This window comes from Bradyrhizobium sp. 521_C7_N1_3 (genome assembly GCF_052075975.1).
Lineage (GTDB): Bacteria > Pseudomonadota > Alphaproteobacteria > Rhizobiales > Xanthobacteraceae > Bradyrhizobium > Bradyrhizobium japonicum.
Map to the genome: position 1 here is coordinate 1534158 of NZ_CP197232.1, position 16117 is coordinate 1550274.

General features: G+C 61.8%; 10 protein-coding genes and 3 pseudogenes. 7 read left to right on the forward strand and 6 right to left on the reverse strand.

The window, feature by feature from the left end; genetic code table 11:
* The first annotated feature begins 235 nt into the window (after positions 1–235).
* The 3 genes from AB7008_RS07110 (at position 236) to AB7008_RS07120 (ending at position 2007) form a co-directional block, all read left to right on the forward strand.
* Positions 236–1591 carry an aspartate aminotransferase family protein gene (locus AB7008_RS07110; RefSeq protein ID WP_038937402.1) on the forward strand — a complete coding sequence of 452 codons (1356 nt, stop codon included), beginning with the start codon at positions 236–238 and terminating at the stop codon, positions 1589–1591.
* Positions 1592–1669: 78 nt separating this feature from the next.
* Positions 1670–1900: a dTDP-4-dehydrorhamnose 3,5-epimerase family protein gene (locus AB7008_RS07115; RefSeq protein WP_244651854.1), complete on the forward strand. Its 231-nt coding sequence runs from the start codon at positions 1670–1672 to the stop codon at positions 1898–1900.
* Positions 1810–2007, forward strand: coding sequence for a dTDP-4-dehydrorhamnose 3,5-epimerase family protein (locus AB7008_RS07120; RefSeq protein ID WP_018648901.1), 198 nt, complete (start codon positions 1810–1812; stop codon positions 2005–2007). The genes AB7008_RS07115 and AB7008_RS07120 overlap by 91 nt, the downstream gene beginning before the upstream one ends.
* A gap of 331 nt (positions 2008–2338) precedes the next feature.
* Here AB7008_RS07120 and AB7008_RS07125 read toward each other — a convergent pair whose 3' ends face one another.
* Both AB7008_RS07125 and AB7008_RS07130 read right to left on the reverse strand, forming a co-directional pair.
* Complete coding sequence (locus AB7008_RS07125) at positions 2339–2842, reverse strand: type II toxin-antitoxin system YhaV family toxin (RefSeq protein WP_011084500.1); 504 nt, start codon at positions 2840–2842, stop codon at positions 2339–2341.
* Complete coding sequence (locus AB7008_RS07130) at positions 2839–3180, reverse strand: type II toxin-antitoxin system PrlF family antitoxin (RefSeq protein WP_014498004.1); 342 nt, start codon at positions 3178–3180, stop codon at positions 2839–2841. Before AB7008_RS07130 ends, AB7008_RS07125 begins: the two co-directional genes overlap by 4 nt.
* 300 nt (positions 3181–3480) lie before the next feature.
* Here AB7008_RS07130 and AB7008_RS07135 point away from each other — a divergent pair.
* From AB7008_RS07135 to istB, 3 genes and pseudogenes are all read left to right on the forward strand, one after another.
* A pseudogene (locus AB7008_RS07135) lies at positions 3481–3893 on the forward strand (transposase); the annotation flags it as partial.
* Positions 3894–3991: 98 nt separating this feature from the next.
* A pseudogene (gene istA, locus AB7008_RS07140) lies at positions 3992–5368 on the forward strand (IS21-like element ISFK1 family transposase); the annotation flags it as partial.
* Positions 5369–5376: 8 nt separating this feature from the next.
* Positions 5377–6108: an IS21-like element ISFK1 family helper ATPase IstB gene (istB, locus tag AB7008_RS07145; RefSeq protein WP_014497992.1), complete on the forward strand. Its 732-nt coding sequence runs from the start codon at positions 5377–5379 to the stop codon at positions 6106–6108.
* Positions 6109–6116: 8 nt separating this feature from the next.
* Here istB and AB7008_RS07150 read toward each other — a convergent pair whose 3' ends face one another.
* The 4 genes and pseudogenes from AB7008_RS07150 to AB7008_RS07165 form a co-directional block, all read right to left on the reverse strand.
* The gene (locus AB7008_RS07150) at positions 6117–6695 is read right to left on the reverse strand and encodes a hypothetical protein (RefSeq protein WP_304492805.1); all 579 of its coding nucleotides are present in this window, start codon (positions 6693–6695) and stop codon (positions 6117–6119) included.
* 457 nt (positions 6696–7152) lie between these two features.
* Entirely contained in the window at positions 7153–11370 is a 4218-nt protein-coding gene (locus tag AB7008_RS07155; protein ID WP_441258650.1) for a Ulp1 family isopeptidase, read from the reverse strand.
* A gap of 272 nt (positions 11371–11642) precedes the next feature.
* The gene (locus AB7008_RS07160) at positions 11643–13895 is read right to left on the reverse strand and encodes a hypothetical protein (RefSeq protein ID WP_028144443.1); all 2253 of its coding nucleotides are present in this window, start codon (positions 13893–13895) and stop codon (positions 11643–11645) included.
* A 181-nt stretch (positions 13896–14076) separates the two neighbouring features.
* Positions 14077–14428 (reverse strand): annotated as a pseudogene (locus AB7008_RS07165) (DDE-type integrase/transposase/recombinase); the annotation flags it as partial.
* Here AB7008_RS07165 and AB7008_RS07170 point away from each other — a divergent pair.
* Positions 14315–16111, forward strand: coding sequence for a recombinase family protein (locus tag AB7008_RS07170; protein ID WP_011084515.1), 1797 nt, complete (start codon positions 14315–14317; stop codon positions 16109–16111). The pseudogene AB7008_RS07165 and the gene AB7008_RS07170 sit on opposite strands and share 114 nt — an antisense overlap.
* Positions 16112–16117 lie beyond the last annotated feature (6 nt).

Below are 16117 nucleotides of genomic sequence, written 5' to 3' on the forward strand. Positions count from 1 at the left end.
CCGGAAATCCGACGCTTTGTCGTGCTGAACATCGTCACCTTTCTGTGATCACTTCCAGACAGTGCGTCGCGCCGCCAGTTAAGCCTGTGGTCAGGCATAGGCAAAAGCGAATCCCTTTAAAGCGATCGTCAACGACGACTATCGCAAGGCCCAGAGAAGCCGGAAACGGACCGGCGCTTCCCCACATGATGCTCCGGTCCCTATCCAATTCTGAACCGATGATGTGACGCCGACCATGCTGCCCAGTTCTCAACAGGCCCGAGATGTGGCCTATCAGCTTCACGCCTATACCAACGCGCGGTCGCACCAACGGGCCGGGCCGCTCATAATTGAACGCGGCGAGGGCCCCTACGTCTTCGACACGGCAGGAAAACGCTACCTCGATGCGATGGCCGGTCTCTGGAGTGCGGGTCTTGGCTTCAGCGAAAAGCGGCTTATCGAAGCCGCGCATCGCCAGATGCAAATCCTGCCATTCTATCATACCTTCGCATCACGATCGAATGGGCCTTCCATCGCGCTTGCCGAGAAGCTGGTGAAGATGTCTCCGGTGCCAATGAGTAAGGTGTTCTTCACAAATTCCGGCTCGGAAGCGAACGATACGGTGTTGAAGCTGATCGCCTATCGATCGAATGCAGCGGGCCAGCCTCAGCGCAAGAAGGTCATCAGCCGGTTGCGCGGCTATCACGGCGTCACGATCGGTGCGGCAAGCCTGACCGGATTTCCAGACAACCACCGCTCTTTCGATCTGCCGCTCCCCAACATTATGCACACGGGCTCCCCCCATTTCTACAAGGACAGCCGTGCGGGCGAATCGGAGGAGACCTTTGCTACGCGTCGGGCCGAGGAGCTCGAGTCGCTGATTCAGCGCGAAGGTGCCGATACCATTGCAGCATTCTTCGGTGAGCCTGTCATGGGCGCGGGCGGCGTCATCGTTCCGCCGCCGACTTACTGGGACAAAATTCAAAGTGTGCTAAAAAAGCATAGCATCCTTTTGGTCGCTGATGAGGTGATTTGCGGCTTTGGCCGGACAGGAAAAATGTTCGGTTGCGAAACCTACAACATCGCGCCCGATGTAATCGTGGTGTCGAAGCAGCTCACGTCCAGTTATTTTCCGTTATCTGCGATCATAATGAATGACTACATGTTCGAACCAATCGCGGACGAGAGCAATAAGGTTGGACTGCTGGCTCATGGCTTCACGGGCGGTGGTCACCCGGTCGGAGCCGCCGTAGCGCTCGAAAACCTCAAACTCATCGAGGAGCGGGGTCTGATTGCGAACGTTGGCCGCATCGGGGCCTACATGCAGGAACGGCTGCGCACGCTCGTTGACCATCCACTCGTTGGGGAGGTCCGTGGCGTTGGCCTTATTGCGGCAATCGAGCTGGTGCTGGACAAGAAACGGAAAGTCGCCGCTACTACTCCGGGCGATGTTGGCAGCATTGCGAGCCGGTTGCTGCACGAGCGAGGGATCATCGTGCGGAATGTAGACGATGCATTGTCGATATGCCCACCTCTGATCGTCAACAAGGATCAAATCGACGAGCTCATCGACGGGATCACGGGCATGCTCCACGATCTTAAGGCGATGTAGTTAATTGTCGCGAGCCTCACTAGCGTTCACTCAACTCCGCTTAGTGCGCCGCGAGTCCGATTGTCTGGACATCCATCAATGAGGGGCAAGGTGCTCGACCTCGCGGTCGACGTCCGCGTCCGGAGCCCGAATTTCGGACGCTACGTTGCCGTCGAATTAAGCGAGCATAACCGGCGGCAACTATGGGTTCCGCGCGGATTCGCGCACGGTTTCGTTGTGTGCTCTCAGAGACCGCGGACTTTTTCTACAAATGCGATGATTTCTATAATCCGGAGAACGAGGTTTCGATCCGCTGGGACGACCCGGTGATCGGTATAAACTGGGGTATCAAAAAGCCGTCGCTCTCGGCCAAGGACGCGGCCGCGCCGCTGCTTGCCGACATCCAAAACTTCCATTGTACGGGCGGATACTGGTGACGGGAACCCGCGGGCAGGTCGGAGGTGCATTGATGCCCGCAGGTAAAGGGGATCGAGGCTGAAGTATTGGAAGGTTGAGGAACACGAACCGGTTCACCCGCATCGGAGGGCTGAAATGTCGCCTCCGTCTACACGGCTTAACAGGTGGAATGCTGATGATGATGTCGCCGGACAGTCGGCGCATTCGCCGCTGCCTTTGGGCGTAGCCGACAGCTGGATGGTGGGCATTTCACGGACTCTTCCTGGCCGAATCGTGTCTCTCGCTGCAGACCGGTGCCGGCGGCGCGGGCCGGATCAGCGGGCGGTCGCGGCCGAACGAGGCCAGCTGGGGTCATCTCCCGCGCGTCGAGCGCGATAGACGCGTCTTGGATTCGCCAGTCGAGGCCGCGGCTACGAGTTCGTTCCACGAGTCCGGCGGGTTTCCGCGGTCCAGCATCTTCCTGAACACGGCGTAGGCGTCGTTCGCGCTCTCGTAGGCGCGCAGCGTCGAGTCGTCGTTCACCCAGGCGAGAACGATGATCTTGGCGTCCGCCGATTGCTGATAGCGGAAGAACAGGCGGAACTGCTGCAGCAATTTCGCGCGGAACCAGTGCTTGTACTCGTCGCCGAGAGTGCCGCCCTGCCGATAGACGTCACGCGTTGGGTCACTCGGAATGTCGTCGAACGCCACCTTCAAGACAGCCGACAGGAGCTTCGCGGCGCGCTTCTTCTTGTATCCCTTCGGATCCTTCTTGCGCGCCTTCTCGACCGCCGCGATCATAGTCTCGAACTGGTCGAGAAATAGCGGATGGGCGTAGACCGTCCAACCGTTAACCCCGAAGGTGTCGTCGCTCACGTATCGTCTTCCGGCAGCGCCGCGTCGAGATCGACCTTAACACCCTTGACCAAGCCCTTGCCGCGCGCGACCAGCGACTTCGGCACCGGCCGGATCCGGGCTGGCTCGCTCCCCATGTCGCGGGCCAGGAACGCGAGGAACGTGCCGATCACCGGATCGCCGTGGTCGGCGCTCAACTGCTTCTTCGCGATCACAACGGTGCCGTCAGCGAGCCCCCGAAACACGACCTGGTCGCGCTTTCCCAGGGCCAGCATTTTGCGGATGGCGGCGGGCACGGTCGTCTGGCCGCGGTCTGTGATGGTCGCGGGGATCTCGAGGATTTCGGCGGTCTTGGCCATAGCGGCTCCTTGCGTCGTCACGACATCCCAATGTAATGCATCTGCATTGTAAGTCAAGTCTGCCTGGGTGCCTCGAGATGGCCGCAAACTGGCGATTCCGCCGTCTGGTGGAGTTGGCGCTGAAGCTCAACGAGAATGATGCACAATTGCCCGCCTCCAATGCCGCTGCTACAGCTGTGGCTCGGGGGTCTGCGCGAATGAATGGAAACTATAGAGCTGGCCCCGCAAATTCGGACAGTAGCTTGAGTGGATTTTCTGCCTGACAGCGGCGAGGATTCTTGCTGCGAATCAGGAGCGAAGATGACGAAGAAGAGCCGCCGGACGCATTCTCCGGCATTCAAGGCGAAGGTTGCTTTGGCTGCGGTCAAAGGAGACAAGACACTGGCGGAGCTGGCGCAACTGTTTGATGTTCATCCGAACCAGATCACGATCTGGAAAAACCAGCTCCTGGAAGGCGCCGCCGGCGTGTTTGGGCATGACAAGACATCGGCCGAGACGCCGGTCGATTTGAAGGCGTTACATGCCAAGATCGGCGAGCTGGCGTTGGAAAACGATTTTTTGTCCGGCGCGCTCACCAAGGCGGGCCTGCTGAGCGCAAAGCGATGATCGACCGCGGTCATGATCTTTCTATCGTGCGCCAGGCGAAGGTCCTGAAGCTGGCTCGCAGCACGGTCTACTATGAACCTCGGCCAGTTTCGGCCGAGGACTGCGCGTTTCGCGGGATCGTGAGCAAGGCTTTCGGAGCCTTGCAGCGCTTCGGCCGACAACTCAACCGGCTTAGGGATGACCTCGTGGTTAACGAGGAAGTCCAATGCCTACCCAGAGATTGTCGATGCGCCGGATCAAGGAAGTCCTTCGGTTAAAACATTTTCAAGGCCTGCCAGAGCGGGCCATCGCGCGGAGCGTGGGCGTCAGCAACGGCGTTGTGCACAGCTACCTGAGCCGCGCCCGCTCTGCTGGGTTGAGCTGGCCGCTTCCGGAGGGAATGACCGATGAAGACCTGGAGCTTTTGCTTTTCCCGGCCCCACGACCAGCGTCTCAGAGCCCGCAGCGGCCGGTGCCCGACTGGAGCTACATCGATAAAGAGCTCCGCCGGCGCAACGTAACCCGTCGCCTGCTCTGGGAGGAGTATCGCGCCGTTAATCCCGACGGTTTCGGGTACACGTGGTTCTGCACTACCTACGAGGCCTGGAAGGGGCGGGTCCGACCTTCGATGCGGCAGATTCATCTGGGCGGCGAGAAGGTGTTCGTGGATTTCGCCGGCGACACCATCGACATCGTCGATCCCCTGACCGGGGAAGTGCAGCCGATGAAGCTGTTCGTCGCGGCGATGGGCGCTTCGAACTACACCTACGCCGAGGCCTGCCCCAGCGAGAGCTTGGCCGACTGGATCCGGGCCCACGTCAACTTGTTCACGTTTTTGAGCGGAACGCCGACGTTCGTGGTCTGCGACAACCTCAAAGCCGCCGTCAGCAACCCCGACCGCTACGATCCCGGCCTCAATCGCACTTATGCCGAGATGGCGAGCCATTACGGCACGGCCATTCTCGCCGCACGGCCGCGGCGCCCAAAAGACAAGGCGAAGGTCGAGGTCGCGGTGCAAATCGCCCAGCGCTGGATTCTGGCCCGGCTGCGCAATCAGCGCTTCTTTTCCCGGGCCGAGCTCAACGCCGCCATCAAGACACTCGTCGACGAACTCAATGCTCGTCAAATGCGTGGCTTCGGCTCAAGCCGCGCCGAACTGTTTGCCGAACTCGACAAACCCAAGCTAACCCCGCTGCCAGATCAGCCTTATGCCTTCGCACGCTGGAAGCGCTGCCGCCTCGCTCCCGATTATCATGTCGAGGTCGACGGCCATTGGTACTCCGCGCCGTATCGTCTGATTGGCGAGCTGGTCGATGCCCGTATCGACGATCGGACGGTCGAGATCTTCCACAAGGGCCAGCGGATCGCCAGCCATGCCCGCGCGCCCAACCGACGCGGACACACCACCATCGCCGACCACATGCCCAGCGCCCATCGCCGCTACGGCAAATGGACCCCCGCCGCGGTGATCGCCGCCGGCGAGCGGATCGGTCCTTCGACAGCAGCGTTTTTCCAGGCCGTGATCGACGCCCGGCCCCATCCAGAACAAGGCTTTCGAACCTGCCTTGGCATTCTGGCGCTCGTCAAAAGCTACGGCGCCGACTGACCGGAATGGCCAAGGCCTTCGAGGAGCAGCGCCGATCGCCCGATCTCGAAGCCCTGCCGTTCGAAGATCGCATCGGCCTGTTGGTCGACCGCGAAGCCGCCGAACGCGACACCAGGCGGCTCACCACGCGCCTCAAGATCGCCGCACTGCGCCAGACTGCTTGCGTCGAGGACGTCGATCTGCGCACCCCGCGGGGCATCGACCGCGCCGTTTTCGCCAAACTCGTCGAAGGTCGCTGGATCGATCGCCACGAGAATTTGCTCGTCACCGGGGCAACCGGCCTGGGCAAAAGTTGGTTAGCCTGCGCGCTCGGCCACAAGGCCTGCCGCGACAACCGATCAGTCCTCTATCATCGCGTTCCAAGGCTGTTCGAGGCGCTCGCGCTCGCGCGCGGAGACGGACGCTACGCCCGGCTCCTCAAAAGCCTCGGCCGCGCTCAGCTTCTGATTTTGGATGATTGGGGACTATCGGTGCTCACCGCCGCGGAACGCCGCGATCTGCTCGAAATCCTCGAGGACCGACATGGCCGCGCATCCACCATCGTCACAAGTCAGCTCCCCGTGGACACCTGGCATGGAGCCATTGGGGACCCCACGGTCGCCGACGCCATTCTCGATCGCCTCGTCCACAACGCCCACCGCCTCCAGCTCACCGGAGAAAGCATGCGAAAACGCAGCGCCAAAACCATCACCCTTGACGGCAACCAGAACACTGACTCTATCTCCCATCGGCCGTAGCGGGCTGCTCACGATCGTCTGAATTCAGTGCTCATGATCGCGCGAAATCGATGCTCACGATCCGTGAAATCCGCAGTCTGCTGGGCGATCGCCTGCTCGCGCGTCAGGCGGGCCATTTCGACCGTCGAGACGCTGCCCGATTTGATCAGTGACGAGGCCCGCTCGACGGCGGCCACTGCCTTCTCCCGTCGCGCGGCCGCGGCCTCGATCGCCGACTGGATTTCGGCAATGCGCGCCTGGAGCTGGAGGATGCGACCGTCGCGGAACTGGGCCGCCTGGCGGGCGAGGTCCTGTTGCGCCGTCTCGGCGGCCGCAAGCTTGGCGGCGAAACTCGGGCGCTCATTTTCCATCCGGGACATCTGCCGCCGAAGATCGTCGAGCCGCACGCGATCGCCACGCGCGTTGACGACATGAAGGATCGCGTCGCCCTCATGGACCACGCTGAGTTGCGTCGAGCCTTGCGGCGGCTTCGCGCTCACGGTGCCGTCAATCGGCGAGCGCAACGTCACGATCCTGGCATTGACCACGGCCGCAACGCTCGAGGTCTGCAGCACGGCCTTCAGCGGCAACCATCCGAAGACGGCCACAATCGCAAGGCCAATGCCGACCTTGAGCAGGCGGCGAACCGGCGCGAGCCTGCAGGTACTTCGGGATGGGAAGCACTATCGCTGACGGGCTCGCTCACCGGCTCGTCGTGCGCCGGCTGCAACCGATCCTGCAAATCGCGCTGCAACCCTCGTGCGCCCGATTCCTCGTCCTTGCTGACGGACGTATGATCTTCGGGAACGGGCTTCTGCTGTTCCTGATTCTCTCCTTTTGTGAGACGTCAAGCCCAACATATTGCTTCATAGCCCCTCCGATTCGTGTGATTGCGTGCAGGCTTGAAGATAGCGGACCTTTCGTCCCGCGGGCGCCGACCGCAATTATGTCATCGTGTGGGGTCCGGACGCCGATCGGCGTCCCAAGTACTTGATTGACTTCGCGCGTACGGGGGGCAATGTTCAGCGTCGATTCACAGCCAACTCTATCTCGCCCACGGCGACATCAGCCCCTGAGTCGGTTTTGCAGTGCCTGCCGATCGACGACGAGCTGGTCCAGGTGGACTGTCTGCCCTCCTTGCTCCAATTGCCTAACCAGCGCCCGCGTCCCGTCCACGACAAAGACGCCGCAATCATAAGTGTTCTGCTGCTGGGCCATGCCGGCTGGCTCCAGGCGGAGGTGCAGCCTACTTGCGAGATGCTCTGCATGCTTTTTGTTGAGTCCCCTGTAGGAATCGTAGTGGTAGGCGACCGGCTGCCCCCGGTCACTGCGATCAACGAACAGCAGCGACCAATGGTTGCCGAGGTTATTAGGATCTTCAGGGTTGGCATTAATCACGGGCAGGAACAGGAAGTCGGCTGTATCATTAAATTCATCATCATGGACGATGCGCTGGAACTCGGTTTGCACGACGCCATCGTCGTTAGAGCCCAGATAATTTAGGACGATGAGGGGATTCACGAACCGCGTCCGGGCGGCGAGATCCGGATCGTTCCTCTGCAAATCCTGCTCCTGGAGCCGGTAATCCCTGTCGATATGCTCGTCGCCCAGCCATTCCGTGTCCTCGAGCACCAGCCCGTGGCCGTGAGACGAGACTGTCGGATCTAAAGCCCCGATCTGAGCGTTGGCGGAGGTGATCGGAAACGGCCGTACAGAATTAGCATCGTCGCGTGATTCGGACGGCGTGGGCGCAGTCAGATCAACCAATGGAAAACCGCGGTAGGTGTCCGAGCGCGCCCTGGCAGCGGGCGCCGGCGCAAAGTGAGCATCGTCGCGCAATTCCCACGGCGTGGGCGCATCCAGATGCACCAATGACTCAAGGCCGCCGTAGATGTCTGAGGGAGCCCTGCCGGTTGATGGTGAGGCCGGTTCTTGCATCTGCCGTCGCGCCAGCTCCTCGCGCAACCACGCCAAAGCTTCATCATCCGAGAAGGCTGGCGCCGGAGAAAGCCCCTGCGGCGAGCCGGGCTGTCGAGCGCCCTGGTGATGCCCCGGTACTGGCCCGGCAAACAGCGGCCGAAAGTCAGGCGCCGGGGCCCAAGCATTGTCACGCAACTCGAATGGTGTGCGCGGATTCGGATTAACCGCTGCCTCAAGACCGGCGTAGGTGTCTGAGCGAGCCCTGGCAGGATGCGCTGGCGCAAAATGAGCATCGTCGCGCAACTCGGACGGCGTCGGCGCATTCAGATCAACAAATGGCTCAAGACCAGCGTAGGTGTCTGAACGGGCCCTGGCAGGATGCGCTGGCGCAAAATGAGCATCGTCGCGCAACTCGGACGGCGTCGGCGCATTCAGATCAACAAATGGCTCAAGACCAGCGTAGGTGTCTGAACGAGCCCTGGCAGGATGCGCTGGCGCAAAATGAGCATCGTCGCGCAACTCGGACGGCGTCGGCGCATTCAGATCAACAAATGGCTCAAGACCAGCGTAGGTGTCTGAACGAGCCCTGGCAGGATGCGCCGGCGCAAAGTGAGCATCGTCGCGCAACTCGGACGGCGTCGGCGCATTCAGATCAACAAATGGCTCAAGACCAGCGTAGGTGTCTGAACGGGCCCTGGCAGGATGCGCTGGCGCAAAATGAGCATCGTCGCGCAACTCGGACGGCGTCGGCGCATTCAGATCAACAAATGGCTCAAGACCAGCGTAGGTGTCTGAACGAGCCCTGGCAGGATGCGCTGGCGCAAAATGAGCATCGTCGCGCAACTCGGACGGCGTCGGCGCATTCAGATCAACAAATGGCTCAAGACCAGCGTAGGTGTCTGAACGAGCCCTGGCAGGATGCGCCGGCGCAAAGTGAGCATCGTCGCGCAACTCGGACGGCGTCGGCGCATTCAGATCAACAAATGGCTCAAGACCAGCGTAGGTGTCTGAACGGGCCCTGGCAGGATGCGCTGGCGCAAAATGAGCATCGTCGCGCAACTCGGACGGCGTCGGCGCATTCAGATCAACAGATGGCTCAAGCCTGCCCTTAGCATGTGACGGGGGCCTGGATGGTGATGCTGGTTCGTGCAGCTGTTCACCCAACCAAACCCAAGCTCCCGCGCTTGGGCTTGCCGGCGTTGAGGGAAGATCCTGCGCCGAGCCGGGATGCCGATCGCCCCACGCGGCCGGCGAGCTCGGCTGCTCAGGGCCTGGCAGCCCCAGCTCTCGGTTCGCCTCGATGAGTTTTAAGTAGCTGCGAAGATGCGACAAATCGGGACGGTATCTTGCGCCTCCGGTCCGTTGGAACGCCAGCACATCGTTGTCCAGCGTTAACTGCTCCTTGCTAGAGCCGTTAAGTCGCCCGATGATGCTCCCTTTGCGATTCCCTTTAAGCCACGCACTCAGCGCGCGAAGACGTGTCGCCCGCTTTTGCGCAGACCCCTTATCCTTCGCAGTTTTAACATGTTTCAGAGCTTGGCTCAGCGCGCCCTCGATGAGGGGCGCATCTTCTGGATGAGGAACCAGGCGACGTGGGGCACCGAGGACGCGGGGTTCGGGAGCTTCGGCTTCTTCACCCCCACGCAAGAGCCGCCGGAGAACATCCAGGGCCGATGTAATGCGGTGCTGGGGGTCACGGCCCAATCTCCGGTACGCCGCAATTTCCTCATCCAGCGGTGTACCTTTTCGTAGCCGAGAAGCTACGGACCCCCCATGCTCTGCGTTGACCCAGCGAACAAATCTCCCAAGCCCGGAAACACTGTTATTGATGGCGCCTGGGGTGAGCTTGCGCCGCTTGGCGTCTACACGAAACCTCGCCAAGAGCTCCGCGTCTTCCCCCGAGAGCGGCTCGCCGATCAGCTCGTTTTGCGACAGCATCGGAGCCTGCATCTGCGATGGGGACGCCGCCAGTTGATGGGATGGCGTCTGCATCAGCTGCCGCTCAACGGCGACGCCCTGCGGATTGCTTAGCGTCTTCTGCCTCTTCGCTGATCTCAACTCCCCTATATCATGCTCATTGATGACGAGAACCTGCTCGCCTGGCCCGAGCGGGTTCCTGTGACGTTTATCCGTCAGTTCGTCGTCATGGTGGCGCCAGTTCAGGGACCCTGCAGCATCCAATGCCAGGCCATGCGGCGGTGAAACCCCATGGTCGGCGCGGGGCAAGTTCAAGTCACGAAAAGACCCTCCTGCATCCGCTGCTTGTTGATGGTGCGCAATTGTCTCGATAGGCGGCGAGGAGCTGGGTCCGTCCATCGTCTCCAAAAGCAGATCCTGCTGGTTCGCAGGCAGAGTCTCCGGCCAGCTGATAGCTCCGCTCGAGCTGTGCTGTGCAGTCGCGGCCCGGGTCCGGCTCGGCTCAGCGCGAACCGCGCCTTCGAAATCAGGAACGGGGCGAATATGAGGCCGGAGCTCGATCGCTCTAGCACCCGCCGGCGACCTCAGGAGATGAGCCAGTGCGGCCCCGGCTTTTCTGCGGCCACGGGGGTCCGCCTCCTTATACTGGCTGACATCATTATCCAGCGAGCCGTCGCCAAGTCGAGCAGCAATGCCGGGCTTATCGTTCTCACGGAGGTAATCACTGAAATCGATAAGAAGAGTTGCATACTTCCTGACGGTGTTGGCGGTGCCTGACGCTGCATCTTCCTTGTACCCTTTGATGAGATCCGCATCTTGGGAATAGGGATTCAGCTCAACCCGGCTTGCAATCGGCGCGATGCCGCCCGGCGATTGGGAGGCTCGAAGATGAACCAGTGGCGTAGCGATGGCCTGCCCCTCCTGCTTGCCGAACTCCAGGGCATCCTCGACCAGCGACTCTTCGGAAAGCCGGGCAGCAATGCCCGGCTTTCCGTTCTTTACGAGCCAATGCCCCAATCCGAGAAGACAACGTACATTGCGCCTGACGGTGCGCTCGGAGGCCCCAGCCTTGAAGAGTGCCGGCCCGAGCCCCTCAATAAGAGACGCATCGTCGGAATAAACAGGATCCATGCCGCTTCCTGCGAAAACCAAATTTGCATGGCCGAGCGGCAGCGCCGACGCATTCAGCGTCGTTCCACCGCCTTCACCGTGCGGAGCCGGCGTATATGGTTGCCCGCTCGCCCGCACGATGGGTCGCGCCTCAGATCGCGATGCATCCGCTTGATAGGCGCGGACCTGCATGAGCACGGGAGCGGACAGGACAGCGACCTCGCTCAGCTGCCGCTGAAAGGCCGCCGCCTCTGCCGACGAGTCGGCTGGAGAGGCATCTTGCGCGTCCACGCTATCCGTTTGTTGCCCCCCCCGATTCATTGAGACGAATTTCATGTGTACTCACTTTCGAAGATGAAGAGCCTGGAGCGCTGATCGCATGCGCCTGGACTTGAGACGACACATCGCCGGCATTTGACGGTTCAGCTGCCAAGCGAAAGGAAGTTGGGGTCACGACGCTCCCGATCGAATTTCAATCGGACCCTGTTGTCGATCTGTTCGAGGAAGCCCGCGCCGGCTTCGAGCTCATCGAGGATTTCCTCTCGGTGAGAAACGGTCCACTTGATCGTGTCACCACAGCGACGCTCTGGCGCGGGACACCCAGGTAACTACATCCCGAGGCGCGCGAACTGCATCGACGCGTGCTCCGCCTCGGGAAGGGGATGCCACGGCTGGCCGCCAGCTGCGGTGCGCAACAAGGACCTACAGAACGCCGGCGTGAGCTTGCCGCGGTGGATCACGACGTTCTCGCGCCCCGTCGCAGCTCGAGCGCTCTGCCAGTCCTGATTGTAGCCGCGCTGGTCATTTGACTTCACGTGGCAAGCGGCGAACCCGGCATCGCTCAGCGTTGCCAACTGCCTGGCATGTACCGGCCGCTTGGTATGGATGTGCACCCACATCGGGCTTGGCGTCGCGCCATTGCGCAGGGCCTTGGGCTGCAGCTTGATCTCGAACAGTGTCCCCGGATCATCCTTCAAGGCGCGCGGTGAATTCACAGCCGCCAACTCCCCGGCCGCTCGCAACTGTTCAAGATACTTCTGGGACGGAAACGCGTAGGTCTTCATGCAATCGATCGTGATCACCGCCTTTTGCGCCGTGAAAGAGTTTGCCTGTCCCTGCACCTCGGACAACATCGCCTTGAGCCGGGCTATTTTGTCGTGCACTTCCGGCACTTGCGCAGGCGTGAGTAGGACACGTCGGCGAGGCTCCTCCAGCGCGGCTACACTGGCCTCAATCTCGGAGGCCTGTGTCTGCAGGCGCTTAACGACGAGATCCACGGCGTGATCGGCGTCCTCGGGCTTCCCGTGGCGCGCTTGCGAGACCGCGCTTTGCTGAGCCGGCAGATCGAACTGCAAAAGTTCGTCCAATCGCTTGAGTAATCCGGTCAGTGCGTTCCTGGAGGGCGGAGCCTGCAATATCTCCAGGTGCCCGGTCGCCGACGATGACGCCCTCGCGAGTGCCGCCTCCTCCGCGCTCGCGAGTTTCTTCGTACCCAGATCCGAGAGTACGATCACCTTGACTGTCGGGGCCGTGGCAGCGTCGGGCGTGGCGAGCTGCGGCTCGCGCGGCCCGGCCGCCGAACTTCGCTCGCCTGCGGCCGGTGCGCGCTTGCCCTTCCCCTCCCTGCGGGCCGCGCCCCCCTCAACCACTACGGCAGTCCGGGCCGTCGGCTCAATCACGGCGGGCGTCTTTGGCTGCACGTCCAAAAGACGCGTGACGTCGTCCGCGGTGACCCATGCACCATCCGCGATCTGGCCCAACAGTTTTAATGGAAGGTCGGCATCCGTTCCGGCGTCCCTTAGCCTGGTAACGATTCCGTGCACCCCTGAGGCAAATTCCGAAAGCCGCTCCATGACTCCTTCCAGAACGGTGCAGTGGTCTGCGTCGAGTGCCGCTCCGTTGCTGCTCAGAACGGCTTCGGACGCCGAGTTAAATGCCGGAAAAACATCCTCGATAAAGGTCCCGAGCAGACGCACCCGCCCATCCTCACCCATGAGGGCGTCGCTTACAGCTGGTTCGAACGTGCTCGCCCGCGACTCAATTAGAAGCTGAGCAAGAGCAACCTGCGATTGCAGATACACGCACTTCGTATAAAGTGCCCAGCCGGTCTGCAGGCGTAGTGCGGCCTCTTCGGCCTGCCGCATCTCGGGCGTGGTGCTCGGCAAGTTGGCGGTGGCCGCGCAGACGGACTGCATCCGTTCCATGCGCAATGCCTTCTTTCCCCACCCCTCCATGCAGGCCTCGTAGTGCTTCGCCACGCTGGATACCGCTCGGCTCAGCTGGTCAGGCTGAGCGTTGGCAACTCGCATATTCTTGAGCAAGGCTGTTGCTTTCTTCCTGCTCTTCTCCAGGTCGCCGATAATCCAGGTGGCCACGATGTCGCATTCGTTTCCCGCAGCGATAGTTTCCTCGCGGAGTCGGCGAGCCCGACCGTCGGAAAGAAGCCCCCGCGCCATGTCCGGGGGGAGGCTCGCGTAATAGCCCAGAACTTCCGAGCCTGCCTTGACGACTTGATCGATCAGCTCTTGCGCCTCCGACGGGTTCGGGTTCCGGGCTCGTGTGGCTGCATTTTTAGAAGCATCAAGCCCCGCAAGCAGGCTGCGCATTTTTTGCTTCGCTGCCTTGATTCCGTCGCCACTTGAGGAAATCTGGACTGCCACCGCCGAAGCTGGTGGCAGGCTCACGAGCGGAGCCGTTCCATCTCGAGGCCCGGAGCGCATCCGCTCCACGACAGAGTCGAAAGATTGCCCGCCCTCCCCGGGGGCGGGACCGAGCTCCGGGCTCGAACTACTCGATCCCCATGCGCTGTCGGCTCCTGCGGGCCCAACGTGCGATTTACCAGCTCGGCCAATGCCTGTCATATTCCACCTCCGATAAAGTCGAGAGTGCGCAGCCAGTCTGCATAGACTGGCTGGCTGACGAGTAGCTGACGTAGGGCGCTTCTCCCCGATTCACAGGAAAACCCGGATCACCGTGGGGTGCAATTCCATCGCGCCTGGCGTGCTGCTGGAGGCAGCGGGGCATCGTCAACTTAATCGACCGCGAGCCGAAGGAGGCGCTTCTCAAAGGTTCGAGATTCGGCGATAGCGCTTGTCGCGGAGATCTCGCGCCAAGTCGCAAAGGCTCGCCCGCGCGAAGCACGACGGAAGTCGGCAGTGACGGCTCCAGAATAGGGGATGTGGAAAAGGTTCGCGACCTGATCGTGAACTGACAGAAACCGTTGAGCCTGACGGGACGATTTGAAACGCTCCATGATCCGCTCGCGCCGCCGCGTCGGCTGATGAGAATTCTCGGCCCAATTGTTGAGAGCTTTGTGCTGGCGATGTTCGACGTGAAAGCCCATCTTCGCCCTCGCAGCGCCGTACGAACGGAGCTTGTCCGTGATTGTCCGTCGTCAGATGGTCGTTCAGCCGCCGGCGGCATACAACGCGCCGGATTCGAGCGAATGGTGGCGGAGGTTTGCCTCGGCAGGGTTGGTGCGGTTTGCGCCCGCGAGGTCTCGCGCTTCGCCCGCAACAGCCGGGATTGGCAGCAACTCATCGAGATGTGCCGCGTGGTCGATACCGTTCTGGTCGATCAAGAGACCATCTATGCGCCAAGGCACGGCAACGACCGCCTGCTGCTCGGGCTCAAGGGCAGCCTCAACGAGTACGAGCTGGATCTGTTGCGCCAGCGCTCGCTCTCGGCCCGCTACGAGAAGGCGCGCCGGGGCGAGTTGGTTGTGACAGCGCCCGTCGGCTTCGTGAAGGCCGGCGACCGTTATGAGAAAGACCCGGATCGGCGTGTCCAGGAGGCGATCAAGCTGGTGTTCGACAAGGTCGAGGAACTGGGCAGCGCGCGACAGGCGCTCTGCTGGCTCCATGAGTACAATCTCGATCTGCCGGTGAAGCAGACCAACGGCGACACGGCCTGGCGGCGACCAAACTACTCTGCCATCCACCGGATCATTGAGAACCCGGTCTACGGCGGCGCCTATGCCTATGGTAAGACAGCTGTGGCGGCGGGATACAGCACCGCTGGCGTGAGCCTGAAGATCCGCCGCAAGGCGCGGAACGAATGGCTGACGCTGAAGCCCAACACTCACGAAGGGTATGTGAGCTGGGAGAAGTTCGAGGCGATTCGCACCATGGTCAGCAGCAATGTTCCCACCAGTCGGCATCACGGCGCGCCCAACCATGGTGACGCGTTGCTGGCCGGTCTGATCCGCTGCAAGCGCTGCGGTCGCAAGCTCACACTCCGGTACTCCGGCATGGAGAACCATATCCCGCGCTACAGCTGCAACCGTGCCTGGATGGATAATGGCTGGGCCCACTGCATCGCCTTCGGCGGACTGCGCGTCGATGACGCCATCGAAGAATCGCTGCTTGGAGTCGTCGGTCCGGGCGCTGTCGCCGCCGCAACCGCTGCCGCCAAGGGAGCCAGGGAACGGCGCGATCAGGTACGCGATGCTCTCAGTCGCGACCTCGAAGCGGCGCGCTATGCCGCCGACAGGGCTTTCCGGCAATACGATGCCGCTGATCCCGCGAACCGGCTGGTGGCCAGTGAGCTGGAAGCGCGCTGGAACAGGGCGCTCGCTCACGCGGCGGAGGTTGAGGCCAAGATCGCCATGCATGATGCGGCCACGCCCGCACCCCTTGCCGATCCAGTCTCGCTCGGCGTTCTGGCCTCGAACCTCAAAACGGTCTGGGATGCGCCGACGACGGATGCTCGCCTCAAGAAGCGCATTGTGCGCACCCTCATCCATGAGGTCGTGGCCGATATCGACGACGCGGCCTCGGAGATCGTTCTCATCGTCCATTGGGTGGGGGGCGCCCACAGCGAGTTGCGCTTGCCGAAGCGCCGGCGCGGACAGCGCAACAGCACCTCTGCCGATATCGTCCAGGCCGTGCGTCAACTGGTGCTGATCGCCAGCGACGATCTGATTGCCGGCCTCCTCAATCGCAACGGCCTCAAGACCGGCAACGGCAATCGCTGGACCCGCGAGCGCGTCACATCAATGCGCTCGAACTACCACATCCCGGTGTTCAAGCCCGCCGAGGACGCGATCGAGCCATGGCTCGGGGCTTGGCAACCTTGACCATCA